At 62.6% G+C, this 22,761-nt stretch carries 18 protein-coding genes; 12 read left to right on the plus strand and 6 right to left on the minus strand.

Features of this window, described 5'->3' with window-relative positions; translation table 11 throughout:
* The first annotated feature begins 122 nt into the window (after nt 1–122).
* The 3 genes from AB8717_RS00360 (at nt 123) to AB8717_RS00370 (ending at nt 3,140) form a co-directional block, all read left to right on the plus strand.
* Nucleotides 123–1,334, plus strand: a complete 1,212-nt coding sequence (locus tag AB8717_RS00360) for an LL-diaminopimelate aminotransferase (RefSeq protein WP_443749040.1) — start codon at nt 123–125, stop codon at nt 1,332–1,334.
* A gap of 267 nt (nt 1,335–1,601) precedes the next feature.
* Complete coding sequence (locus tag AB8717_RS00365; protein ID WP_443749041.1) at nt 1,602–1,808, plus strand: hypothetical protein; 207 nt, start codon at nt 1,602–1,604, stop codon at nt 1,806–1,808.
* Nucleotides 1,809–1,880: 72 nt separating this feature from the next.
* Nucleotides 1,881–3,140, plus strand: a complete 1,260-nt coding sequence (locus AB8717_RS00370) for a glycosyltransferase (RefSeq protein ID WP_443749042.1) — start codon at nt 1,881–1,883, stop codon at nt 3,138–3,140.
* On the opposite strand, the gene AB8717_RS00375 is transcribed toward AB8717_RS00370, so the two are convergent.
* The gene (locus AB8717_RS00375; protein ID WP_443749043.1) at nt 3,124–4,086 is read right to left on the minus strand and encodes a hypothetical protein; all 963 of its coding nucleotides are present in this window, start codon (nt 4,084–4,086) and stop codon (nt 3,124–3,126) included. The two genes, AB8717_RS00370 and AB8717_RS00375, sit on opposite strands and share 17 nt — an antisense overlap.
* Nucleotides 4,087–4,212: 126 nt before the next feature.
* Here AB8717_RS00375 and AB8717_RS00380 point away from each other — a divergent pair, with 126 nt between their 5' ends.
* The 4 genes from AB8717_RS00380 (at nt 4,213) to rimM (ending at nt 7,777) form a co-directional block, all read left to right on the plus strand.
* Nucleotides 4,213–4,698 (plus strand): MarR family winged helix-turn-helix transcriptional regulator, encoded by a 486-nt coding sequence (locus AB8717_RS00380; protein ID WP_443749044.1) that lies wholly within the window; start codon nt 4,213–4,215, stop codon nt 4,696–4,698.
* A gap of 210 nt (nt 4,699–4,908) precedes the next feature.
* On the plus strand, nt 4,909–6,486 hold the full coding sequence (gene ffh, locus AB8717_RS00385) for a signal recognition particle protein (protein WP_443749045.1): 1,578 nt from the start codon (nt 4,909–4,911) through the stop codon (nt 6,484–6,486).
* A 39-nt stretch (nt 6,487–6,525) separates the two neighbouring features.
* Complete coding sequence (gene rpsP, locus AB8717_RS00390) at nt 6,526–6,963, plus strand: 30S ribosomal protein S16 (protein WP_443749046.1); 438 nt, start codon at nt 6,526–6,528, stop codon at nt 6,961–6,963.
* A 307-nt stretch (nt 6,964–7,270) separates the two neighbouring features.
* Complete coding sequence (rimM, locus tag AB8717_RS00395; protein WP_443749047.1) at nt 7,271–7,777, plus strand: ribosome maturation factor RimM; 507 nt, start codon at nt 7,271–7,273, stop codon at nt 7,775–7,777.
* Between the two features lie 193 nt (nt 7,778–7,970).
* On the opposite strand, the gene AB8717_RS00400 is transcribed toward rimM, so the two are convergent.
* Complete coding sequence (locus AB8717_RS00400; RefSeq protein WP_443749048.1) at nt 7,971–8,720, minus strand: SDR family NAD(P)-dependent oxidoreductase; 750 nt, start codon at nt 8,718–8,720, stop codon at nt 7,971–7,973.
* A 97-nt stretch (nt 8,721–8,817) separates the two neighbouring features.
* Here AB8717_RS00400 and AB8717_RS00405 point away from each other — a divergent pair, with 97 nt between their 5' ends.
* Nucleotides 8,818–9,714, plus strand: a complete 897-nt coding sequence (locus tag AB8717_RS00405) for a LysR family transcriptional regulator (protein ID WP_443749049.1) — start codon at nt 8,818–8,820, stop codon at nt 9,712–9,714.
* A gap of 37 nt (nt 9,715–9,751) precedes the next feature.
* On the plus strand, nt 9,752–10,765 hold the full coding sequence (locus AB8717_RS00410) for a LacI family DNA-binding transcriptional regulator (RefSeq protein WP_443749050.1): 1,014 nt from the start codon (nt 9,752–9,754) through the stop codon (nt 10,763–10,765).
* Nucleotides 10,766–10,828: 63 nt separating this feature from the next.
* Here AB8717_RS00410 and AB8717_RS00415 read toward each other — a convergent pair whose 3' ends face one another.
* Nucleotides 10,829–13,261: a glucan 1,4-alpha-glucosidase gene (locus AB8717_RS00415; protein WP_443749051.1), complete on the minus strand. Its 2,433-nt coding sequence runs from the start codon at nt 13,259–13,261 to the stop codon at nt 10,829–10,831.
* 376 nt (nt 13,262–13,637) lie between these two features.
* Here AB8717_RS00415 and AB8717_RS00420 point away from each other — a divergent pair, with 376 nt between their 5' ends.
* The 3 genes from AB8717_RS00420 to AB8717_RS00430 all read left to right on the plus strand — a co-directional run bounded on the left by AB8717_RS00420 (nt 13,638) and on the right by AB8717_RS00430 (nt 19,689).
* Nucleotides 13,638–14,657, plus strand: coding sequence for a LacI family DNA-binding transcriptional regulator (locus tag AB8717_RS00420; protein WP_443749052.1), 1,020 nt, complete (start codon nt 13,638–13,640; stop codon nt 14,655–14,657).
* A gap of 430 nt (nt 14,658–15,087) precedes the next feature.
* Nucleotides 15,088–17,886: a TonB-dependent receptor gene (locus AB8717_RS00425; RefSeq protein ID WP_443749053.1), complete on the plus strand. Its 2,799-nt coding sequence runs from the start codon at nt 15,088–15,090 to the stop codon at nt 17,884–17,886.
* Nucleotides 17,887–18,171: 285 nt separating this feature from the next.
* Nucleotides 18,172–19,689, plus strand: a complete 1,518-nt coding sequence (locus tag AB8717_RS00430; protein WP_443749054.1) for a tryptophan halogenase family protein — start codon at nt 18,172–18,174, stop codon at nt 19,687–19,689.
* Here the strand turns inward: AB8717_RS00430 and AB8717_RS00435 are convergent.
* The 3 genes from AB8717_RS00435 to AB8717_RS00445 are packed head-to-tail and all read right to left on the minus strand — an operon-like array spanning nt 19,686 to nt 22,685.
* Nucleotides 19,686–20,540, minus strand: a complete 855-nt coding sequence (locus AB8717_RS00435) for an alpha/beta hydrolase (RefSeq protein ID WP_443749055.1) — start codon at nt 20,538–20,540, stop codon at nt 19,686–19,688. The genes AB8717_RS00430 and AB8717_RS00435 overlap by 4 nt on opposite strands.
* A 7-nt stretch (nt 20,541–20,547) precedes the next feature.
* Nucleotides 20,548–21,324: a DUF1365 domain-containing protein gene (locus AB8717_RS00440; RefSeq protein WP_443749056.1), complete on the minus strand. Its 777-nt coding sequence runs from the start codon at nt 21,322–21,324 to the stop codon at nt 20,548–20,550.
* Nucleotides 21,324–22,685 (minus strand): NAD(P)/FAD-dependent oxidoreductase, encoded by a 1,362-nt coding sequence (locus AB8717_RS00445; RefSeq protein WP_443749057.1) that lies wholly within the window; start codon nt 22,683–22,685, stop codon nt 21,324–21,326. The genes AB8717_RS00440 and AB8717_RS00445 overlap by 1 nt, the downstream gene beginning before the upstream one ends.
* Nucleotides 22,686–22,761: the final 76 nt, after the last annotated feature.

Below are 22,761 nucleotides of genomic sequence, written 5' to 3' on the forward strand. Positions count from 1 at the left end.
CGTTGCGCAAAAATTTCCGAAAAAAGCACACTTCGTGGGATGACAAACGACGAGACATCGGCCATATGACGCGTCTCATCGCTTTTTGTTCCCTCCCATTGGTCTTCGGGTCCCTCACCGTCATGCGCGACTTTTACCGTATCCGCCGCCTGCCTCCGTACGTCTTCGAAGAGGTCAACAAGGTCAAGGCTCGGCTGCGCGCGGAAGGCGTCGACGTCATCGATTTCGGCATGGGCAATCCCGACATGCCGACGGCGCCGCACATCGTCGACAAGCTGGTGGAAACCGTCAGGAAGCCCAAGACGCACGGCTATTCCGTGTCGAAGGGCGTGCAGGGCCTGCGCAAGGCCATGGCCGGCTATTACGACCGCCGCTATGGCGTGAAGCTCAATCCCGATACCGAAGTCGTCGCCACGCTCGGTTCGAAGGAAGGCTTTGCCAACCTCGCCATGGCGATTACGGCGCCGGGTGACACGGTCATCTGTCCGAACCCGGCCTATCCCATCCACGCCTTCGGATTTTTGATGGCTGGCGGCGTCATCCGCCACGTTCCGGCCCTGTCGCCGGAACAATACCTGGCCGGTATCGACAAGGCGGTGAAGCATTCGGTGCCGACGCCGTCGGTGATGATCGTGTCCTACCCGTCGAATCCGACGGCGCAGTGGGTCGATCTCGACTTCTACAAGGAGGTCATCCGCCTGGCCAGGAAGCACGATCTGCTCGTGCTGTCCGACATCGCCTATTCGGAAATCTATTTCGACGACAATCCGCCGCCTTCGCTGCTCCAGGTCGAAGGCGCCATCGAGCGTTCGGTCGAAATCAATTCGCTGTCCAAGACCTACGCCATGGCCGGTTGGCGCATCGGCATGGTGGTCGGCAATTCCGAAATCTGCGCGGCGCTGGCGCGGGTCAAGTCCTACCTCGACTACGGCGGGTTCGCGCCGATCCAGGTGGCGGCGGCCGCGGCGCTCAACGGACCGCAGGACAATGTCGACGACATCCGCGCGACCTATAAATCGCGCCGCGACGTGCTGATCGACTCGATGAAGCGCGCCGGCTGGGATATCCCGCCGCCGCCGGCTTCGATGTTCGCCTGGGCGAAGATTCCGCCGAAGTTCGAGCATATGGGGTCGATCGACTTCGCCAAGCTGCTGATCGAGGAGGCGCACGTCGCCGTGGCGCCGGGCCTGGGCTTCGGGGAATATGGCGAAGGCTATGTCCGCATCGGCCTCGTCGAGAACGAGCATCGCATCCGCCAGGCCGCGCGCAACATCAGGAAGCTGTTGCAGCCGGAGTCCAAACCTGCGTCGAAAAAGGCCGAAACGGTAGATTAAGTCCGTCCGCCTTCGGAAAATTCGCGCGATTGACGTTTTTGCGACAATCGCGCCACACCCTTGGCGTGTCAGGTGTTTACCATGCTTAGGCTTTGACAAGCGCTTAAAATTGCGCTTCACTCCGACTATTGTGCAGTGCACACGTTTTTGCACGAACTTGACAATATTTGCGCGGACTTCACATCGACGGTTGCGGGTTACAGCCCTATCCCTGTCCGGTGTCGTCTCAGACAATTGAGGTGTAGCGTGGTTAGTGTTGAATTTAACATGGACTCGCCGTCGGAACAGGATGCGTTCCTCGGTGCGTTTTTCAAGTTTGTAGAAGCCGCCTCCATTCAGAATACCGATTCGATCTCCGTCCGTGCCGACACCCATGGCGCCAACCAGGTCAAGGTCGTGACGTTTGAAGACGCCATCCAGGCCGATCAGTTCCGCACCTACTGGACGCAACGCCGCCGCTGGCTGGGCCTTTAATTTCATATGTCCGTGATTGAACCGGGCGTGCGCACCCGTTAGGGTCGGTGCGTCTCCGATTCCCGGTCTCTTATGCTGCGCCTCAGGCATCTCCCTCTTCGTTATCGCCTGCCGCTTATCCATGGCGCCCTGTGGCAGCTTGTCCGCTGGCGGTCGCGGCACTGGCCCAAGGCCACGCCGCATGATGCGCTCAAGGCCGGTGATTTCGTCGTCTCGGGCTTTTTCAACGAGTCCCTGGGCATAGGGCGCGCCGGCCGGCTGTCGGCTGCGGCGCTTCGTTCGGCTGGCTATTTCATTACCGAACACGACCTGCGCCCTGCCTTCCGGGGTATCCTGAAAGGCAGGGCCGAGCTGCCGGGCAGGGGCGGCGTCTGGTATATCCATGCCAATCCCGCCGAACTGATGGTCGCGCTGCTGGCCCATGCCCCGGCGCAGTGGGCCGGCCGCTACCGTATCGGCTACTGGGCCTGGGAAACCCCGAAGGTGCCGGCCAGCTGGGTCTGGATGGCCGACTTCCTGCACGAAATCTGGGTGCCCAGCCGCTACGTCCACGACGCGCTGTCTCAGGCCTTTACCGCCGAAGGTCGGCTCGACCTGATCGACCGGTTGCGCCTGATGCCGCATCCGGTTCCGCTGCCTGTGGTCAAGGGCCATGGCGAGCGCAATGCCCTGCGCGAAGGCTTCGGGCTACAGCCGGGCCTGGTCGAAGTCCTGTCGCTGTTCGACACCAAGTCGTCGGCCGTACGCAAAAATCCCTGGGGCAGCATCGAGGCCTGGACCCGGGCCTTTCCCCAGCCCGCCGAGACGGCGCGCCTGACGCTCAAGGCCAGCGACCTCGGCGACGACCGCGCCACGGCGCAGCGCCTGAACGCCATCCTCAATGAACGCGAGGACATCCGGCTGGTAACCGAACGCTTCAGCGATGCCGACATGGACCGCTTTTCCGCCTGCTTCGATATCGTGCTGTCGCCGCACCGCTCCGAAGGTTTCGGCCTGCCGCTGGCCGAGGCCATGGCGGCGGCCGTGCCGGTGATCGCTACCGGCTATTCCGGCAATCTCGACTTTATGAACAGCGGCAATGCGCGGCTGATCCCCTTCGCCCTCATCCGCATCGACGATGTCGACGGTCCCTATACCGGCCTGGAGAAGGATCCGGATCAGGTCTGGGCCGATCCGGATCTCGATGCCTTAAGCGCCGCGATCCGCGAACTGGTCGAGTCCCACGCTCTGCGGGAAGCGCTCGGCAAGGCGGGCCGGGAAGCGGTGCGGCGCCTTTCGGAGCCGTGGCGGGCGGAGAGTCTTGCCGCCCAGCCATTCAACGCGTGGCTCTGAAGGCCCGCCAGCCCGCGACGCCGCACAGCAGGACGAAGGCCGCCGCGATGACCATATGGCCCTGAAGGTCGGCCTTGCCGTGCAGCTCCATGTCGGTCATGAAGCCCTGCCAGACATAGACCATAAGCCCGCCTGCCATCACGGCGAAGCGTTGCACCGCCGTCCATGAGCGGCCCAGCGTAAAGACCGCCATAAAGGCGACGAATGCGACTTCGCAGCCCAGCATCAAGGCCACGCCGACCGTCCACGGCCAATGCGCCAGCGCCGGTCCGAGGTGTTCGATGATCATTAATCCGGACCCGGACAACAGGGCTGCGCCGAACAGGATGGCCGCATGCGGCGCGGGCTTTCCGGTGGTTTCGCTCGGCTTCGGCCACAGCAGGGCCGCGACGATCAAAGCAACGACGACCAGCCCGTTGCCGACCAGTTGCGGCACCGACGCCATGAATGGCACCTGCTTGTAGGTAAAGACCGCGATCAGGGCCGAACCGGCCAGGAAGACCAGCGCGAACAGGGGAATGGTGACCGGCCCCAGCCAGCGCTCGGTCCGCTTGTCGTTATAAAGCGTCTCGGTCAGGGCGATCGGCACGCTCATGCTCCAGATGACATGGATGGAGATGACGAAAATCACCCAGGGCAGGGCAGTGCCGATGGCCGGCAGATAGCCGAAATCGAGCAGGCGCAGGTGCATGTAGTTGGGATTGAACAGGGACTGCGTAATGAAGCCCTCTTCGATGAAGCCATAGGCCGTGGCCAGCAGCACGATCGACGGCCAGCCCTTGCCGGTGCGGCGGACGACTTCGCGGATCAGCAGGGCGCCCGATCCGTACATGGCGGCCATCAAAGGCAGGATGGCGATCATCGACATGGGCAAACTGCCCAACAGATATTCGCCGACCAGCGGCGACAACAGGAACAGCGACAGGATCGGGAACAGACGGCGCATGGAAACATCTCCTCAATATCGTCTGATAAACAGATAATCTAATATTAGACAATCTGCAAATGGATTATATAAGATTGTTGAAACTGCCGCCGCGGCCCCCTATGTTCACCGTCCAAGGAGATGCCCATGAATCCGATCCATCCTGCGCCGCTCGACGACGAAATCGTCCAGGTCCATGCGCGCAGCTTCGGATACGTCCTGGCCCACGTCCACGGCCTGTTCAATGCCCGCCTGGCCAGGGCGCTCGAAGGCTCGGGGCTGCATATGGGCCAGGTCGTCGTTCTCGCGACCCTGTGGGCGCAGCGCGAACTGCATCAGGAAAGCACCCTGACCCAGACGCGGTTGGCCCAGGCGTCGGGCATCGAAAAGTCGTCCCTGGTCCTGTTCCTCGATGCTCTGGAAAAGGATGGCTGGATCGAACGCCGCCGCCATCCCACGGACCGCCGCGCCCATATCATCCACCTGACCGACAGCGGCGTCGCCCGCTTCGGCGAGGTCGGCGTGCGGCTGCAGAAACAACAGCAGCTCAATCTGTCAGTTCTGACGGCCCACGAACAGGCCGACATGCTGCGCCTGATGACGCGGTTGTTGCAGCATTTGCAGGCGGAATAGGCGCCTGGCTTGACTCTGCCGGGCTTTTGCGGCATTGCAGCGGCCCACATCCGCGCAAAACGCTTGCGCCCTTGTCCAGACCCCTTCGCGATCACGTCAGGCCCTTGCGCCACAGAGGATCGGAAGGATCCCCGTCAGCGCGTCGCGCCCACGGGGATTTTTCGTTTGGATAAACGGCGCAGGCGATAAGCGCAACCTTAGGAATCTGGCATGTTTGACAGCTTGAACGAGCGCCTTTCGGGTCTCTTCGACCGCCTCTCGGGGCGGGGCGTCCTTTCGGAAAAGGACGTCGACGAAGCCCTGCGCGAGGTCCGCGTCGCCCTTCTCGAGGCCGACGTCGCCCTGCCGGTAGTGCGCCAGTTCATGGACAAGGCGCGCCAGCTGGCCACCGGCGAAGAGATCATCAAGGCGGTCAAGCCGGCCGACCAGGTCGTCAAGATCGTTTATGACGGCCTGATCGACATGCTGGGCGGCGAAGAGCCCGAGCCGCTCAATCTCAACGCCGTTCCGCCCGTCGTCATCCTGATGGCCGGTCTGCAGGGTTCGGGCAAGACGACGACCTCGGCCAAGCTGGCCCTGCGCCTGTCGAAGTTCGAGCGCAAGAAGGTCATGATGGCCTCGCTCGACACCCGCCGCCCGGCCGCCATGGAGCAGCTGAAGCTGCTGGCCGAACAGGTCGGCGTCGACTTCCTGCCGATCGTGGCGGGCCAGAGCGCCGTCGACATCACGCGCCGCGCGCTTCAGGCCGCGAAAATCCAGGGCTTCGACGTCCTGATCCTCGACACCGCCGGCCGCACCACGCTCGACGAAGCGCTGATGACCGAGGCGGCCGAGATTGCGAAGATCTCGAACCCGACCGAAACCTTCCTGGTCGCCGACAGCCTGACCGGCCAGGACGCCGTGCGCACGGCCGCCGCCTTCCATGAACGCCTGCCTTTGACCGGCCTGATCCTGACGCGCGCCGACGGTGACGCCCGCGGCGGGGCCATGCTCAGCATGCGCGCCACGACCGGCCTGCCGATCAAGTTCCTGGGTGCCGGCGAAAAGGTCGAGGCGCTCGACGTCTTCGACGCCCGCCGCATCGCCGGCCGTATCCTGGGTCAGGGCGACGTCGTGGCCCTGGTCGAAAAGGCCGCGCAGGAGCTGGATGCGGCCAAGGCCGCCGCGACCGCGCGCAAGATGGCCAAGGGCCAGTTCGACCTCAACGACCTATCCGACCAGTTGCAGCAGATGAAGCGCATGGGCGGCCTGGGCGGCATCATGGGCCTGCTGCCCGGCGTGCAGAAGGTCAAGAAGCAGATCGACGAACTGAACATCAACGACAAGACCTTCGACCGCCAAGTGGCGATCATCTCGTCGATGACCAAGATCGAGCGCAAAAAGCCCGACCTGCTCAATGCCTCGCGCAAGCGCCGCATCGCGGCCGGCGCTGGTGTCGAGGTCCAGGAAATCAACCGCCTGCTCAAGCAGCATCGCCAGATGGCCGATACCTTCAAGGCGATGTCGCGGTCCAACGGCCGTGGCGCCATGGGCCAGATGGCCAAGATGTTCGGCATGGGCGGTGGCGGTGCCGCGCCTTCCCAGGCCGATCTCGAAGACATGGCCAAGAAGATGGGGATCGACCCCAATGCGGCCGGTGGCGGCGTGCCGAATGTCGATCTCGACAAGCTGAAAAATCTCGGCGCGGGTTCCGGCCTTCCGGGTCTCGGCGCCAAACCTCCTTCGGGCCTGTTCGGTGGCCTGCCGGGCTTGCCCGGCGCAAAGCCGTTCGACCCAACTAAGAAATAGTAATCCCCCCAATTCCCAAAAATTACCAAGGAAATTGAAATGCTTAAGATTCGTCTGTCCCGTGGTGGCTCCAAGAAGCGCCCCTACTACACCATCGTCATCGCCAACTCGACGGCGGCCCGCGACGGCAAGTTCATCGAAAAGGTCGGCACCTACAACCCGATGCTGCCGAAGGACGCCCAGCGCGTCACGCTGAAGGTCGAGCGCATCGCCGAATGGCTCAAGAAGGGCGCCCAGCCGACGGACCGCGTCGCGCGCTTCCTGTCGAAGGAAGGCCTGGTCGAGTGGAAGCACGGCAACAACCCGCAAAAGGGTACGCCGGGCAAGAAGGCCCAGGAACGCGCCGCCGAGCGCGCCCAGCGCGAAGCCGACCGTCTGGAAGCCGAAGCGGCTGCCAAGGCCGAAGCGGCCGCTCCGGCCCCGGCTGCTGACGAAGCCCCGGTTGAAGCCGCCGCTGAAGAGCCCGCCGGCGAATAATCTTTTCGCCGCATGCGATAAGGGCCGGAGTGCAAACTCCGGCCCTTTTCATTTGAAGAGACATCGCAAAATGGCGGAAACATGGGCGATTCTTGCAAAGTCGGGTTCCCCCTTCCGTCACTCGCTCCGCGAGCGCCACCTTCCCCGTAAACGGGGAAGGAATTAGACTATCACACTCCCTTCCTTCCCCGTTCACGGGGAAGGTGGCTGGATCGGCGTCAAGCCGAGCCAGACGGAAGGGGGAAGCGGTGGTAGCTGCAGGCGATTCTGCTTCATGTAAAAGTCATAACGCTCCAGAGATATCCCCATGAGCAAGACCGAGCCCCAACTGATCTTCGTCGCCCAGGTCGGCGCCGCCCACGGCATCCAGGGCGAATTCCGCCTGAACAGCCATATGGACGACCCCGCAAGCGTGCTGGAATATAATCCGCTGCTGGGGGCGGACGGCAAGCCGGCGCTTGAGATCACCACGGCGCGCGAACACAAGGGTGCGCTGATCGTCCGTGCGAAAGAAGCGCCCGACCGTACGGCGGCGGAAAAGCTCAACGGCCTGAAGCTCTATATCGACCGGGCAGAGCTGCCCGAGGCCGAGGAAGACGAATATTACATCACCGACCTGATCGGCATGGCGGTGGTCGATGTCGACGGAAACGCGGTGGGCCGCGTGCTCAACGTCGACAATTTCGGCGCCGGCGACCTGCTCGATATCCAGCCGGAAACGGGCCCGAGCTTCTATCTTCTCTTCACCAACGACAATGTCCCCGAAGTCCGGCTGGACGACCGGGTCATCGTGGTGGATCTGAGCGGGATTTAGCGTCTGTAAGGGACCCCTCCACCCCTTCCTTGCGCTTGCCAAGGCTATACCTTGGCTACGCTCACCCTCCCCACGCTTCGCGTAGGGAGGAGAAATCGAGCTCAGCCGCTCCTCCCCATCATCGATGGGGAGGGTGAGCGCAGCCGAAGTACAGCTTCGGCAAGCGCAAGGAAGCGGTGGAGGGGTATCTTTCTTAGTGTATCCCGCCGGCGGCTTCGATGCGCTGGCCGTTGATCCAGCCGGCTTCGTCCGACAGCAGCATGGCGATGGCACCGCCGATATCGTCCGGCAAGCCGACGCGGCCGAGCGGCGTCTGGGCGGCAAGGGCGGCATTGAGCTCGGCGTCGTCGCGCACGCGGCCACCGCCGAAATCGGTCTCGATGGCGCCAGGCGCCAGGGTATTGACCGCGATGCGGCGCGGCCCCAGCTCCTTCGACAGGTAGCGCGTGAAGACCTCGATTGCGCCCTTCATCGACGCATAGGCCGCGTAGCCCGGATAGCTGAAGCGCGCCAGGCCCGACGAGATGTTGACGATGCGGCCGCCATCGGCGATCAGCGGCAGCAGCGTCTGCGTCAGGAAGAAGACGCCCTTGAAATGGATATTCATCAGGCGGTCGAACTGGTCTTCGGTCGTGTCGGCGATCGGGTTGTAGAGGCCGATGCCGGCATTGTTGACCAGGAAGTCGAAGCTGTCGCGGCCCCAGGTGTTTTTCAGCGCGGCCTTCACCTGATCGACAAAGGCCGGGAAGCTGGAAACATTACCGGTATCGAGCTGGAGCGCCACGGCCTTGCGGCCCCTGGCCATCAGCTGGGCGACGGCGTTTTTCGCCTCGACATCGTTGGAATGGTAGGTGAACAGGATATCGACGCCTTGCGCGACAAGGTGTTCGGCCATGTTGCGGCCGAGGCCGCGGCTGCCGCCGGTGATCAGTGCGATTTTCATGAGGCAATCTCCGTGTTGGGATGGCCGTCTATTTACTGTACGCGATAAAGGCGATAAACATCGATCAAACACCCATACTGTTCGTAAAATCAGAACAATGAATCGTCTCGACGCTGTCCTTGCCTTTGTCCGTGTCGCCGAACTGAGCAGTTTCACGGCGGCTGCCACGTCGCTGGGTGTGCCGAAGTCGAGCGTCTCGGCCGCCGTCCAGCAGCTTGAAACGCGGCTGAAGGTTCAGCTTCTTTACCGCACCACGCGGCGCGTCCAGCTGACGCACGATGGCCAGGCCTATTACGAGCGGGCGCGCGAAATGTTGGCCGACCTCGACGACATGGACTCGATGTTCGAAACGTCGAAGGACCTGACCGGCACGCTACGCGTCGATATGTCGGTGGCCGCCGCGCGCAAGCACGTCATCCCCCGCCTGCCGGAATTTCTCGACGCCCATCCGGGCCTGTCGATCGAGCTGTCGTGCACCGACCGCCGCGTCGATGTCGTCGCCGAAGGCTTCGACTGCGTGCTCCGCGCCGGGGCTTTGGTCGACTCGACCCTGGTGGCGCGGCCGCTCGGCCATATGAAGATGGTCAATGTCGCGGCGAAAACCTATGTCGATCGCCATGGCGCCCCCGGGACACTCGACGACCTCTCGCGCCATCGCCTGATCCACTACAATCTGCAATTCGGCTCGAAACCCGACGGCTTCGAATACTGGGACGGCGCGCAGTACCGCATGATCGCCATGGGCGGCGTGATCATGGTCAACAATACCGAGGCCTATCACAGCGCGCTGACGGCCGGCCTGGGCATCAACCAGTCGCCGACCTCCAGCGTGCGGGCCGGCCTGGCCGACGGTTCGCTGGTCGAGATACTGCCGCAGTATCACGCCGAACCTCTGCCGGTGTCGCTGATCTATCCCCGCCGGCGGCACCAGGCGCGACGCGTGCGCGTCTTCATGGACTGGATGGCCGATATCCTGCAGGACATGCTCGACTAACGCTGTCTTCAGTGTCATTGTCGGATAAAGAAAAACAATGAAACGCCCGACTTCCTTCGACATAGCGGCCCTTGCCGGCGTCAGCCAGGCGACGGTGTCGCGCGCCCTGTCCAACGCCTATCCGGTCAGCGAGGACGTGCGCCGCCGGGTATACGAAGCGGCGGCCAAGCTCAACTACACGGTCGATATCAATGCGCGCAAACTGCGCTCGAAGAAGATCAACACCATCGCGGTGCTGGTCTCGGAAGATCTCGACCAGCCCGACAACCGCATCAACCCTTTCTTCCTGCCGCTGATCGGCTCGATCCTCGACTATGCCGGCGAAAAGGGCGTCGATGTCCTGGTGTCGCTGCAAAAGCAGAGCGACAACTGGGGCGTCGACTACGGCTTTTCGCGCCGTGCCGACGGCATCATCTTCCTGGGGTATCGCGATTTCGAGACCTACCGGCAGAAGGTCGAGGTGCTGCGCCAGGTGGGTGAGCCCTGGGTGGTCTTCGGACCGCAGATCGCCGAAGATCCCGACCTGTTCGTCGGTTCGGACAACGAAGGCGGAGCCTATGCGGCGGTGTCGCACCTGATCGGGCTCGGCCGCAGACGCATCGTTTTCCTGGGCGAGGCGTCGGAGCGCCATTCGGAATTCTTCGAGCGCTTCAAGGGCTATGTCCGCGCGCACGAAGAGGCGGGATTGAAGGTCGATCCGGCCCTGGCCATCGACTGTTTTATCTCGCGTGAGGAGGGGGGCGCCGCGATCCAGCGCCTGCTCGACGAAGGGGCGGATTTCGACGCGGTGTTCGCCGTGACCGACCTTCTGGCCATCGGTGCGATCCAGACCCTGCAAAAGCGGGGCTATGGGGTGCCGAAGGACGTCTCGGTCATGGGCTTCGACGACCTGTGGGTCTGCACGTGCATCAATCCTGAGCTGTCGACCGTGCGCCAGGATACGACGACGGCGGCGCGCGTCCTTGTCGATACGCTTATCCGCCTGATCGACGGCCAGCCGGCCGAGATGACGCGCATCCCGACCCAGCTTGTTCTTCGCGAATCCTGCTGAAACAAAATTGCCCTCGCCGTGGGAGTGACGGCGAGGGCACAGTTGGGGTCAAAGGGTTGAGACCTAGTCTTTGACCTGAGCGAAGTGCGCGGCGGTGACGGCGGAACGGTCCCAGACCGTGCGGTCACGCAGAGAGCGCAAGAGTTTGACGTATTCGGCGTGGCTCCAGGCCAGCGGCGTGGCGCTGTCCGTGCCTTCACCGATAGTGTAGCCGTGCGGGTCGGGCGAACCGACGCCGTCGAAGACCTGTTCGGGGATCATCAGGCCGTCATTGGCGAACAGTTCCATGCCCTTGACGTAGACGGCGCGGATGGCGTCGATATCGGACGGGGTCGCGCCGCCGGGCTTGAGGGCATCGAGCGCCAGTTCGTAATGTCCGCGCTCGCCGGTGAAGATCGGCCAGACGCGGCCGCGCTGGTCGGGGCTCATGGTGCCGTTGACCGCATAATCGCCGCCGCTCGTCTTGTCGCCATAGCCGTCATTGCCGTAGCGGCGGAAGCCGGGCACGACGACGTTCGAGCCGGGAAAGCGGAAGTCGTAGCGGACGCGCAGATTATCAGGCAGGTCCTGGTCGTCGACGACCTTGAGCGAATCCGTGATGTGGCTGTCGTCGGCGCGGCGCACGCCATAGCGCACCAGTTCCAGGAAGCCGGCGTCGACCATCAGGTCGGAGCGCAGGCCGGCGTGGCCATTGCGTTCGTCCTGGGTGCCGGGATTGTTGGCGTCGTCGCTGCGCGAGATGCGCAGATAGTAGCTGGCGGGTTTGTCCTCGCCCATGACCTTGCCGCTTGTGGTGAACAGGCGCTGCTCGAGCTTTTGCGAATATTCGTCCGCCTTCTGACGATAGAGCGTGGCGTCGGCTGTATCACCGGCGCGGGTGGCGATATCGGCCGCCGTCGTCAGGCCGGCGATGATCGCTGCCGTGGTCGACGGCGAATGGCCCTCCTGCTCTTCCCAGCGTTCCTGCTGCGAATAGGGCGGGGTGATCGTGGCATGGTTCCAGTCGAGCCCGACCGTGCCGCCCTTGGCCAGGAAGTCGGCGGCGGGCTTCAGCATGGTCTTGTAGGATGCCGACAGCTGGGCGTTCGAGATCAGGCCGAGCTGGTTGAGGCGTTCGCCCAGCAGGATCGGCATGGCGGTCTGGTCGAGCTGCACACCCACCCATTCCGGCGTACCGTCGACGTGCGATTTCTGCTGGAACCAGCCGGTGGCGCCCGTATTGCCTTTGGTCTTCGCGGTGACCTGGACGGTCGGCAGGTAGCGGAAGGCGGCGACGGGGGTTTCCTTGTCGCCGAGCGCGGCCAGCGCCATGGCGACCTGATAGAAGTCGCGCGGCCAGACGGCCTTGTAGCCGGTCGACGACTTGTCGGTCTTCAGCTCGTCGCCCCACGGATTGCTGAGCGAGGCGATCAGCGCGCCGGCGGCGGTGTGGTCTTCCTGGACCTTGAGCGCGATGGCGCTGGCATAGAGCAGCCTGCCATTGTCTTCCGACACGGGGACCAGGCTTTTCAGCTCGGTCAGCGACGCCAGGTAATCTTCCCAGCCGACGCGCTTGCCGGTGCCGTTGAAGCGGGCCAGCACTTCGGTATAGCCGGTCTTCAGAGTGCCCTGGGCAGACAGGTCGGCGGCGGCCGTCGTGGCGCCGAAGCCGACCGCCAGGTCGAAGTTCGTGCTATCCGAAACCACGGGAAGCTGGCCCACCAGCACGATATTGCCGCGGCCCTTGTCGAGGCCGGCGTGGACCGTGCCCAACGCCTGACGGGCGGTAATGTCGGCGATGCCGTCGGACACGCCCGTATAGCCGACATTGGCCTTGACGAACGGCACCGAGGCGCGGGCGCTCAAGGCGACCTTGCCTTCCCAGGCCTGCAGGGCGCCGCCACCCACGCGGCCTTCGTCATCGCCCGACGTATTGGCCATGCTGGGGTCGAGTATCAGATAGGGTGTGATCTTTCCGGCCATGCTCTTGACGGTGAAGCGCACCATCAGCGACTGGCGGTCCGGGTCGGTGAAGACGTCCTTCACGATGACGAAGCGGCCCTTTTTATCGGTCGTCGTCAGGCGATAGGCGGGCGACAGGGGACGGCCGGCGGTATCGGTGTCGATATAGGCGACGGTCGAGGTCGTATCCGTGCCTTCGAAGGCCGTCCAGCCGTCGCCGGCAATGGCCAGCTTCAACTCGCGGATCTGCGCCTCATGGATGCGGCCGTACATGGTTTCGGTGACGATGCCGTCAGCCAGCGAGAACCACACCTTCGACACCGGGCCGGTGACGGCTTTGTCCGAATACTGATAATTGACATAGGCTTCGTAGGCGGTGCCGATGCCCTGCTTGCCGGAATAGGACCAGGGCGACGCCTGGCCGGGGCCGTCGGTGGCCGCGCCGCCGGCATTGAGGGTCGGATTATGGTTGGCAGGCGTAATGGCGGGCTTGTCTTCGGCCTGCGCCGAAAAGGCCAGCAGACCGGCCGCCAGGACCAGTGCGCCGCCGGACACGCCTTTGAAACCCCGAACGCGGGCCTTGCCGAAACCTGAAACCACCCTGAGCCTCCATTACGCCGTCATCGCGGCGACTGTCGTTTTTTGCAAAGTACCGCAAAAATGTGGCTCCCGTCGTCATGTATACGTATTCACGGAATCGATTTTTTTAAATTTCTGGCTAATACTACCAATAACAATTTGATAAAATGAGATATTTTTGATCGTGGGTCGCAAATCGGCATGGTTTGGAATTTTGCAGAGGTTTTGCAATAAGCCTGTCTTCTCTGATAGGGGACTGTGGCGGTGACTTTTTTTGCAGACTTTATGAAAGCACTTGCCTGCAAAGGAGAAAGTGTTCACCGTAGGTCAACGGCACTCGGGTAGCGGCGTAATGGACGGCATCAAGGGCAAGATACGGCTGGAAGACCTCGCGCGCATCGCGGGTGTCTCCGTGGCGACCGTGTCGCGAGCGCTCAACGACTCCCCGGCGGTCAATCGCGTGACCAAGCGCCGGGTCTGGAAGATCGCGCGCGATCACAACTACGTCCTCAACCAGGACATGCCCATGTCGATGTCGGGCAGCCAGGCCACGATCGCCATCGTCATTCCGCCGCCGCACGGCCGCGAAGGCCGCTTTTCGGATCCCTTCTACCAGGAACTGATCTCGGCGGTCGGCGAAGCGGCGCGTGACATGGGCTGCGACCTTCTGCTGTCGCACCTGACGCCGCGCAACCAGAACGACCTGGTCACCCTGATGCAGAACATCAAGGCCGACGGCGTCATCTTCCTGGGGCAGTCTTATCTGCACGACCGCTTCAACCACCTTGCCGAAACGACGCAGAAGTTCATCGTGTGGGGCCAGGAGCTGCCGGGCCAGAAATATTGCACAGTCGGTTCGAACAACCTGCAGGGCGGCACGCGCGCCACCAGCCATCTCGTCCGCCTGGGGCGCAAGCGCATCGCCTATTTCGGAGAGACCGAAGGCAGCGAGATGAAGCAGCGCTTCCAGGGCTATCTCAATGTCCTGTCGGAAGCCGGTATCCCTTACGATCCGCGCCTGGTGGTGCCGACGCATTTCGATATCGCCTCGGCCGAGGCCTCGATGCTGGCCCTGCTCAACCGTGATATCGGCGTCGACGGGCTGTTCGCCTGCTCGGACATCATCGCGCTGGGCGCCATCCGTGGCCTGATCCGCTCCGAGCTTTCTGTGCCGAAGGACGTGTCGGTGGTCGGCTATGACAATATCCAGCTGGCCAGCCTGACCCACCCGTCCCTGACAACGATTTCCCAGGACCTGACGCGGGCGGGAAAGCTGATGGTGTCGAAGCTGATCGGCTCGATTTCCAACGACGAGACCCATTCCGAGATCGTTTCGACCGAGCTCGTCGTGCGCGAGTCCTGCGGCGGCTGATCGCCCTGGTAGCGCCAGCCATTTAACGGAAAAACCGGCCGTCAGCCTCCGCAAGCCACGCCGCGCGGGTAAGCGCTGTCACGGTATTCCTATCCCTTTTTGCAGAAAATTTCATTTATTTGCAAAATTTTGCAATGGTTGTCAAAAATCGCAAACTGCCGATTTGACGGCTGAATCGCCCAAATCTTCCGGTAAAAATATTACAATTTACCGTGTTTATGCCCCTTTTGGGCCAATTCCGTCACATCAAAGTCACATCATTACGAATTGTTCAGGTTTTTTCGGTCCGCTTTTTTGCATCATCTTGCAAAAAATTGCAGACCGTTGGATAGTAGGGTCAGGCGCCGGCAAAAAGAGCGCTGAAGGGTTGAGATGTTGAAGATGCGTCTTTGGCGCAACGAACAGATCAGGTTCAGGAGGAACAAAAAATATGTCTAAAGTAATCGGCCAGGCGCTCCCGCATGCGGTGGCGCTGAAAAGAAGCCTGCTCACCTGCGGCGGCACCCTCGCCCTGCTGACGGCCTGCGCCTTCACGGCGCCCGCCATGGCCCAGGACGCCAAGCCGGCGGCGTCCAATTCGGCCGACACCCAGACCGTCGTCGTCCGCGGCATCCGCAAGGGCATCCAGGACGCCATCACGGCCAAGAAGAAATCTTCGCAGATCGTCGAAGCCGTCTCGGCGGAAGACATCGGCAAGCTGCCCGACGCGTCGATCGCGGAATCGATCGCCCGCCTGCCGGGCATCGCCGCCCAGCGCACCAACGGCCGCGCCCAGACCCTGTCGGTCCGCGGCCTCGGTCCCGACTTTACGCTGACGACGCTCAACGGCCGCGAACAGGTGTCGACCAACGACAACCGCTCGGTGGAATTCGACCAGTATCCGTCCGAACTGATCAGCCAGGTGCTGGTCTACAAGACCCCGAACGCCGGCATGGTGGCGCAAGGCCTGGCCGGCACGGCCGACCTCCTGACCGTCCGTCCGCTCGCCTTCGGCAAGAAGGCCTTCGCCGTCAGCGTCCGCGGTGAAAAGAACAGCGAGACCGCGGCCATCGGCGGCATGAAGAACACCGGCAATCGCCTGTCGGCCATGTACATCGACCAGTTCGCCAACAAGACGATCGGCCTGGCCATCGGCTACGCCCATACCGACTCGCCGTATCAGACGCTCAAGAAGGAATCCTGGGGGTTCACGACCTGCTCGGCCTGTCAGCCGGCCGACCAGAGCCTGATGATCACCGGCGGTGAAAAGGATGCGGTCGACTCGTCGAACCTGACGCGCGACGGCTATATCGGCGTGCTGGAATTCAAGCCGAACGACCACCTGCATGTCACCCTCGACGCCTACCACTCGGATTTCAACGAGCTGCAGCGTATCGCCCGCCTCGAATATCCGCTCGCCTGGGGCGCCAACAACCTGCAACCGGGCTATACGACCGGCAATGGCTATGTCACCAGCGGCACCTTCACCAACGTCAAGACGGTGGTCGAAAACTACATCAACCAGCGCAAGGCCAAGCTCGACTCGTTCGGCGCCAACGTCACCTACGACCTGAACGACCAGTGGTCGCTGCTCGGTGACGCCAGCTATGGCAAGGTCACGCGGAACGACTTCCTGATCGAATCGACCGCCGGTACCGGCGCTTCGGGTTCGGGCGCCACCGACACGATCAACTTCACCCAGAATGCCGACGGCACGACCAACCTCAAGGGCACGGTCAACTATGCCGACTTCAGCAAGGTCTTCCTGACCGATCCGGGCGGATGGGGCGGCCCGATCGCCAACCGCGCCGGCTACGCCAAGATTCCGCACATCACCGACGAGATCAAGGCGATCAAGGCGGCGGCGACGCGCAAGCTGAACGGCGGCTTCCTGGCCGACATCAGCTTCGGTATCGACCATACCGAACACACCAAGGCCAAGGTCGGCGTCGAAGGCTATCTGGGTCTCAAGGGCTCGTCGGCGACGGCGGTCGTTCCGGCCGACTACCGTACCGGCACGACCGATGCGCAGTTCCTCGGCAATTCGTCGGGCATGATCTCGTACGACGCGCTGGGCCTCTACCAGTCGGGCTTCTTCAACTTCCAGGAAGACACGACGACGGCGTCGCTGCAAAAGACCTGGAGCGTCAAGGAAAAGGTCGACTACGCCTATATCCGCGGCGATATCGATACGACCTTCCTGGGCAAGCCGCTGTCCGGCAATATCGGCGTCATGTCCGAACACGCCGACCAGCAGGCGACGTCGCTCTATACCACGGGCGCGGGCGACTTCGCCCCCGTCACCGGCGGCACCAGCTACACCGACATCCTGCCTTCGGTCAGCCTGAACTGGCAGGTCGCCGACGACACCACCCTGCGCTTCGGCGCCGCAACGACGGTAGCCCGTCCGCGCATGGACGACATGGCCGCCGGCAGCAGCTACAGCGTCGCGACCGATGGCACGACGTCCGGCAGCATCAACGGCCAGGCGGTCTATTGGTCGGGTGGTGGCGGCAACCCGAAGCTCAAGCCGTGGAAGTCGAACAATGTCGACCTGTCGCTTGAAAAGTATTTCGGCCGCAAGGGCTACGTGTCGGCGGCGATCTTCTACAAGGACCTGAAGACCTTCATCTTCAACGACACGACGATCCACGACTTCACCGGCGTGCCGTTGCCGTCGTACTGCAAGAACTCGTCCAACGTGAACATCTGCACCAGTGCCGATGCAAACCGTATCGGCCTCAGCTCGCAGATGAACAACGGCAAGGGCGGCCATATCGAAGGCATCGAACTGTCGGCGTCCATTCCGGGCGAAATGGTGGCGCCGTGGCTCGACGGCTTCGGCATTACCTGGAGCGGCGCGCTCAACCAGTCCCAGGTCAACATCCACGGCAGCAATTACGACGTGCCGGGCCTGTCCAAGCAGGTCATCAACACGACGGTCTACTACGAAAAGCATGGCTTCTCGGCGCGGCTCAGCAACCGCTACCGCGGGGACTTCCTGGGTGAAGTGCCGAACTACACCAACACGCTGGAATACGACTGGGTGCATTCGGAATCGATCATCGACGCCCAGCTCGGCTATTCCTGGGATGCCGGCCCGCTGAAGGGCTTCTCGGTGTCGCTGTCGGGCCAGAACCTGACCAACGAACCCTTCACCCTCTATCAGGGCAAGGGCCAGCGCAACCATACCATCCGTTCGGAAAAGTATGGCAGCACCTACCTGTTCGGTATCAATTACCGCTACTAGGACTTGAAGACACCTTGTGCACCTGCCGGTTTTGCGACCGGCAGGTGTTTGTTTTTTTTGAGCTCAGGCGCCGCATTTCCCCCTTCCGTCACTCGCTCCGCGAGTGCCACCTTCCCCGTAAACGGGGAAGGAATTAGAGAGAATTAAGCTCCCTTCCTTCCCCGTTTACGGGGAAGGTGGCTGGATCGGCGTCAAGCCGAGCCAGACGGAAGGGGGAATGTGTCGTTACAGCGAGCAATACTGCTTCACGTTAGAACTACAACGATCTTGTCCAGGGAGGCCCGCATGGCGCGTCCGGTAGAAAATATCCTGATCCTTGGCGGCGGCACGGCGGGCTGGCTGTCGGCCACCATGCTGAGCAAGGTGCTGGACGGCCAGGCCAGGATCACCCTGGTCGAATCCGACGATATCGGCACGGTCGGCGTCGGCGAAGCGACCATTCCGCCCATCCTCAATCTTTTCACCTTCCTCGGCCTCAACGAGGATGAACTGATGCGGCACGTCCAGGGGACGTTCAAGCTGGGCATCGAATTCATCGACTGGAAGCAGAAGGGCCACGCCTATACCCACACCTTCGGCGGACCGGGCAATCCGCTGGGTATCCTGCCGTTTTACCAATACTGGCTGAAACAGGTTCAGCGCGGCCCGGAATGGGCGGCGAAGACCGGATCGCTGTGGGACTACAGCTTCAACGACCTGGCGGCCAAGGCCAACAAGTTCGCGCGCCTGAAGAAAATTCCCGACACGCAGATGGACGGGTTGAACTACGCGCTGCATTTCGACGCCGGGCTGCTGGCGCGTTATCTTCGCGGCCATTGCGAACAAAACGGTGTCGTTCGCCGTGAAGGCAAGGTCGGGAGCGTGAACCTGCGTTCGGCGGACGGTTTTATCGAGTCGCTGACATTGGAATCCGGCGAGACGATCGCCGCCGATTTCTTTATCGACTGCTCGGGCTTCCAGGGCCTGCTGATCGAAGGCGCGCTCAAGGCGGGCTATGAGGACTGGAGCCAGTGGCTGCCGTGCGACCGCGCGATCGCCGTGCCGACCGCCTCGTCGGGGCCGCTCAAGCCCTATACCCAGGCGCGCGCCCACCCGGCCGGCTGGCAATGGCGCATCCCGCTGCAACACCGCACGGGCAACGGCCACGTCTTTTCCAGCCGCTTCATGGAGCCCGAGGCGGCGCAGCGCATCCTGCTCGATCACGTCGACGGCGAACCGCTGGCTGAACCGCGTCTGTTGAAGTTCACGACCGGCCGGCGCAAGCAATCGTGGATCAAGAACTGCCTGGCGCTCGGCCTGGCGTCGGGCTTCATGGAGCCGCTGGAATCGACCAGCATCCACCTGGTGCAGTCAGGCCTGCAGCGTCTGATGCTGTGCTTCCCCGACATGGACTTTCCGCAGGCCGAGATCGACGAATTCAACCGCGCCACGCGCCACGAATATGAGCTGATCCGCGATTTCCTGGTGCTGCACTACAAGGCGACCGAGCGGAACGACAGCCCGTTCTGGGACTACTGCCGCACCATGCCGGTGCCCGACAGCCTGACGCGCAAGATGGACTATTTCGCCTCGCGCGGCCGCGTGCTGATCGAGGAAGAGGATCTGTTCAAGGAGATGAGCTGGATCCAGGTCCTGCTGGGCCAGGGCATCATGCCGAAGGGCGCGTCGCCCCTGACCGAAGCCCTGCCGCCCGAGCACCTCCACGAATATTTCCAGAGCATCAAGCAGATCCTCGACCATACGGTGCAAAGCCTGCCCAGCCACGCTGACTATGTGGCGCGCTACTGCAAGGCGCCCGCTTAGAGCGTCTCCGCCAGGAAGGCTTTGACGTCAGCAAAGATGGTACCCTTGCCGCGGAACGGGATCGACATCGCAGCCGCCATGTCCTGATGGCTCAAACCGTCATAGAGCTTCAGCCGGCAGTCGTCGCCGATCGCCCGCAGCTTCGCGTCGAGGTTCACGGCGTTGTGGATATAGACGACCGTGTCGGCGCGGCTGTGCAGCAGCAGGAAATGCGTATCCAGCTTTCGAACGTGGTTGACCGGCAGGGTTTCCTGCGGACGCGGCCACTGGCCGAAGGCGTCGCGGCTGGCCGGCACGTCGAAGGGATAAAAGTCGTACGGGCCCGATATGCCGACGACGGCCTTGACGGGGATGTCGCCGAGATACTGCGGATCGAGCGCCACCATGACGGCGTTGTAGGCGCCGGCGGAATGGCCGCTCAAGGCCAGCCGGGTGGCGTCCGCGCCGTAATCGCCGGCGTGCGCCACAAAATGCCGGACCGCCGCGCCGACGTCCTCGACAAACGCCGGATAGCGGACGTCCGGCACCAGCCGATAGTCGGGCAGCATGCAGACATAGCCCATGGCGGCAAAGGCGTGGCCCATCCAGCTGTAATCGGCCTTCGACCCGGAGGCCCAGTTGCCGCCATAGATGAAGACCACGACCGGCAGCTTTTCGCCGTCGCGATTGGCCGGACGATAGACGTCGTAGCGCTGGCGAGGATCGTCGCCGAACGCAATGTCTTGTGCGACACGGCGCACCGGCCCGTCCTTGGGCGTCACGGCGTTGAACATCGTCAGGGTATTGCACGCTGAAAGCGCCGTAGTCAGCCCGCCGAGCAGGCCCATGGTCAGCAGGCGGCGTTTGGTCATTATCGTCTCATGCATCGGCGACGCTTATGCCCGATTTCGGTGTCGGCGGTTTCGGTTTCAAGCCTATGCCCTTCAGTGCGATCTTCAGCGCTTCCCAATGGATACCGGCGACGACTTTCAAAGTCATCAGCGGAAGTCCCAGAAACAGCCGCCAAAGGGCCTTGTCGGCAAGCGCCTCCCGCCGGGCAGTGAAGGCAGCGAACAGCATCCTTTGCTCGCCCTTTTTCAGGTCGATCTTGAGAGCAAAGGTTTCGGCAGGCGCGATCAGGTCGAAATCGTAGCTGTGACCCCTGGTCTCCATGAAGGGCGAGACGTGCAGGCGTTTGCCGCTGTGCTGGTGGATCGTCCGGCCGGCATCGTGCACCGGCATGACGTAGGAATGGCGGTCGCCGAAGGTGTTGTTGACCTCATAGACGATGGTGCGCACGCGGTCGTCCGGCGTCACGACAAAGTAGAGGCTGATCGGATTGAAGACGAAGCCCAGCACGCGCGGCATGGCCATGAGGAAAATACGGTCGCCGTCTGTCCAGGCGTCGCGGCCGCTGAGCATGGCGGCCATCCGGTCGCGCAGGGAGCCGGCCTTGTCGGCCTGGTCCGGGCCATGGTCGCGGTCGTAGAAGCCGAACAGGTTGAAGCGATTTCGCGACAGCAGGTGCACGGTCTTAAGATCGTCGTCGATAGTGTCGAGATCGAGGAGGACTTGAAAGATATGATAGGCCAGGCGGTGCTGTTTCGGTGCAAAGCGCCGGTGGACGACCTCGCCGCTGTAAAGGCCCGTTTCCATCACTCGGCTGCCTGAAGGATAACATCATCCGTCCACGGATTATATTGAATGCGGCTGTGGCTCCAGTCGAAATCCCAGGGCCGGTGGACGCCGCTGATCGCTTCCGCCACGGCCAGTCCCGATTGCAGCCCGTCTTCATGGAAGCCCGAACCGAAATAGGCGCCGCAGAACCACAGGCCTTGTGCCCCTTGCAGATCGGCCAGCTGGCCTTGCGCCTTTATGGCATGGGCGTCGAACAGGGGGTGGTCGAAGACGATTCGTTTGATCGTCTTTTTCGGATCGACGTCGTGCGTCGGATTGAGGGTGACGAAGTAGTTCTGTTTGGTCTTAAGGACCTGAAGCAGGTTCATCCAGTAGGTGACGCAGAGCTGCCGGTCTTCGGCGGATATGCGTTCGCCCAGATAGTTCCAGCTCGACCACGCCGCCCGGCGTCTGGGCATGAAGCTGTCGTCGGTGTGCAATACCACTTCATTGGGCGTGTAGCGGAAGGCGCCGAGCACGCGCTTTTCGGCGGGTGTGGCCGCGTCACCGAGGATTTTCAACGTGACATCCGCGTGGGTGGCGAAGACGACCTCGTCGAAGGTTTGGCGCTCGCCTGACTTCAGGATGACCGTCACGCCGCCCTGCCGGCGCTCGATGCCTGCGACGGGCGACCCGGTGCGGATGCGGTCGGCGAACGGCCTGATCAGTGCCTTGAGATAGGCCTGGGCGCCGCCTATGACGCTGCGCCACAGGATGCGATCCATGATCTGCAACAAGCCGTGGTTCTCGAAGAAGGCGATAAAGGCGCGGAACGGATAGTCCATGATCTGCGCCGCAGAGGTTGACCAGATGGCTGCGGCCTGGGGCAGCAGATGGTCGTCGATAAAGGCCCGGCCGTAATTGCGGTCGCGGAGATAGTCGCCCAGGCGATAGTCCTGGCGGGCGCGGGCGGCCAGGTCCCGGGGCGCCTCGCGATAGAAGCGCGCGACGTCGTAAAGCAGCGACAGGAAGCGCGGACGAAAGAGGTTGCGCGCCTGCGCGAACAGGCCGCGCATGCCGAGGCTGGAATATTCCAGCCGGCCCTGGTCGATCGACACGCCGAACGACATGTCGCTGAGCTGATGCGCCACGCCGAGGTGCGCGAACAGCGCCACAAGGTTGGGGTAGCAAGGCTCGTTGAAGACGATAAAGCCCATATCGACCCACAGCGGGTCTGCCTCGGTGCCGACATTGACGCTATGACTATGGCCGCCGGGCTGCGCTTCGCTTTCGAAGACGGTGACGTCGCGATGCGGGTTGAGATGCCAGGCGCAGGACAGGCCCGCTATGCCGGAACCGATGACAGCGACGCGTCTTTTTCTGAAAGTCTGTCCGTCCATTGTCGTGTCTCCCGGGCGTATTGGAAGGTCTACGCGGACACACGAACCTTGGATCACCTGCGATTTTCCGGCAGCC

Source organism: Asticcacaulis solisilvae (genome assembly GCF_052327315.1).
GTDB classification, from domain to species: domain Bacteria; phylum Pseudomonadota; class Alphaproteobacteria; order Caulobacterales; family Caulobacteraceae; genus Asticcacaulis; species Asticcacaulis solisilvae_B.

Excerpts from the sequence above, each read along its gene's own strand:
- AB8717_RS00440 (WP_443749056.1), bottom strand. The coding sequence starts at position 21,324 with ATGGAAACGGGCCTTTACAGCGGCGAGGTCGTCCACCGGCGCTTTGCA.
- AB8717_RS00420 (WP_443749052.1), top strand. The coding sequence starts at position 13,638 with ATGGACGGCATCAAGGGCAAGATACGGCTGGAAGACCTCGCGCGCATC.
- AB8717_RS00370 (WP_443749042.1), top strand. The coding sequence starts at position 1,881 with ATGCTGCGCCTCAGGCATCTCCCTCTTCGTTATCGCCTGCCGCTTATC.
- AB8717_RS00435 (WP_443749055.1), bottom strand. The coding sequence starts at position 20,540 with ATGACCAAACGCCGCCTGCTGACCATGGGCCTGCTCGGCGGGCTGACT.
- AB8717_RS00405 (WP_443749049.1), top strand. The coding sequence starts at position 8,818 with ATGAATCGTCTCGACGCTGTCCTTGCCTTTGTCCGTGTCGCCGAACTG.
- AB8717_RS00410 (WP_443749050.1), top strand. The coding sequence starts at position 9,752 with ATGAAACGCCCGACTTCCTTCGACATAGCGGCCCTTGCCGGCGTCAGC.
- AB8717_RS00365 (WP_443749041.1), top strand. The coding sequence starts at position 1,602 with ATGGACTCGCCGTCGGAACAGGATGCGTTCCTCGGTGCGTTTTTCAAG.
- ffh (WP_443749045.1), top strand. The coding sequence starts at position 4,909 with ATGTTTGACAGCTTGAACGAGCGCCTTTCGGGTCTCTTCGACCGCCTC.
- AB8717_RS00375 (WP_443749043.1), bottom strand. The coding sequence starts at position 4,086 with ATGCGCCGTCTGTTCCCGATCCTGTCGCTGTTCCTGTTGTCGCCGCTG.
- rimM (WP_443749047.1), top strand. The coding sequence starts at position 7,271 with ATGAGCAAGACCGAGCCCCAACTGATCTTCGTCGCCCAGGTCGGCGCC.
- AB8717_RS00400 (WP_443749048.1), bottom strand. The coding sequence starts at position 8,720 with ATGAAAATCGCACTGATCACCGGCGGCAGCCGCGGCCTCGGCCGCAAC.
- AB8717_RS00360 (WP_443749040.1), top strand. The coding sequence starts at position 123 with ATGCGCGACTTTTACCGTATCCGCCGCCTGCCTCCGTACGTCTTCGAA.
- AB8717_RS00445 (WP_443749057.1), bottom strand. The coding sequence starts at position 22,685 with ATGGACGGACAGACTTTCAGAAAAAGACGCGTCGCTGTCATCGGTTCC.
- AB8717_RS00425 (WP_443749053.1), top strand. The coding sequence starts at position 15,088 with ATGTCTAAAGTAATCGGCCAGGCGCTCCCGCATGCGGTGGCGCTGAAA.
- AB8717_RS00380 (WP_443749044.1), top strand. The coding sequence starts at position 4,213 with ATGAATCCGATCCATCCTGCGCCGCTCGACGACGAAATCGTCCAGGTC.
- rpsP (WP_443749046.1), top strand. The coding sequence starts at position 6,526 with ATGCTTAAGATTCGTCTGTCCCGTGGTGGCTCCAAGAAGCGCCCCTAC.
- AB8717_RS00430 (WP_443749054.1), top strand. The coding sequence starts at position 18,172 with ATGGCGCGTCCGGTAGAAAATATCCTGATCCTTGGCGGCGGCACGGCG.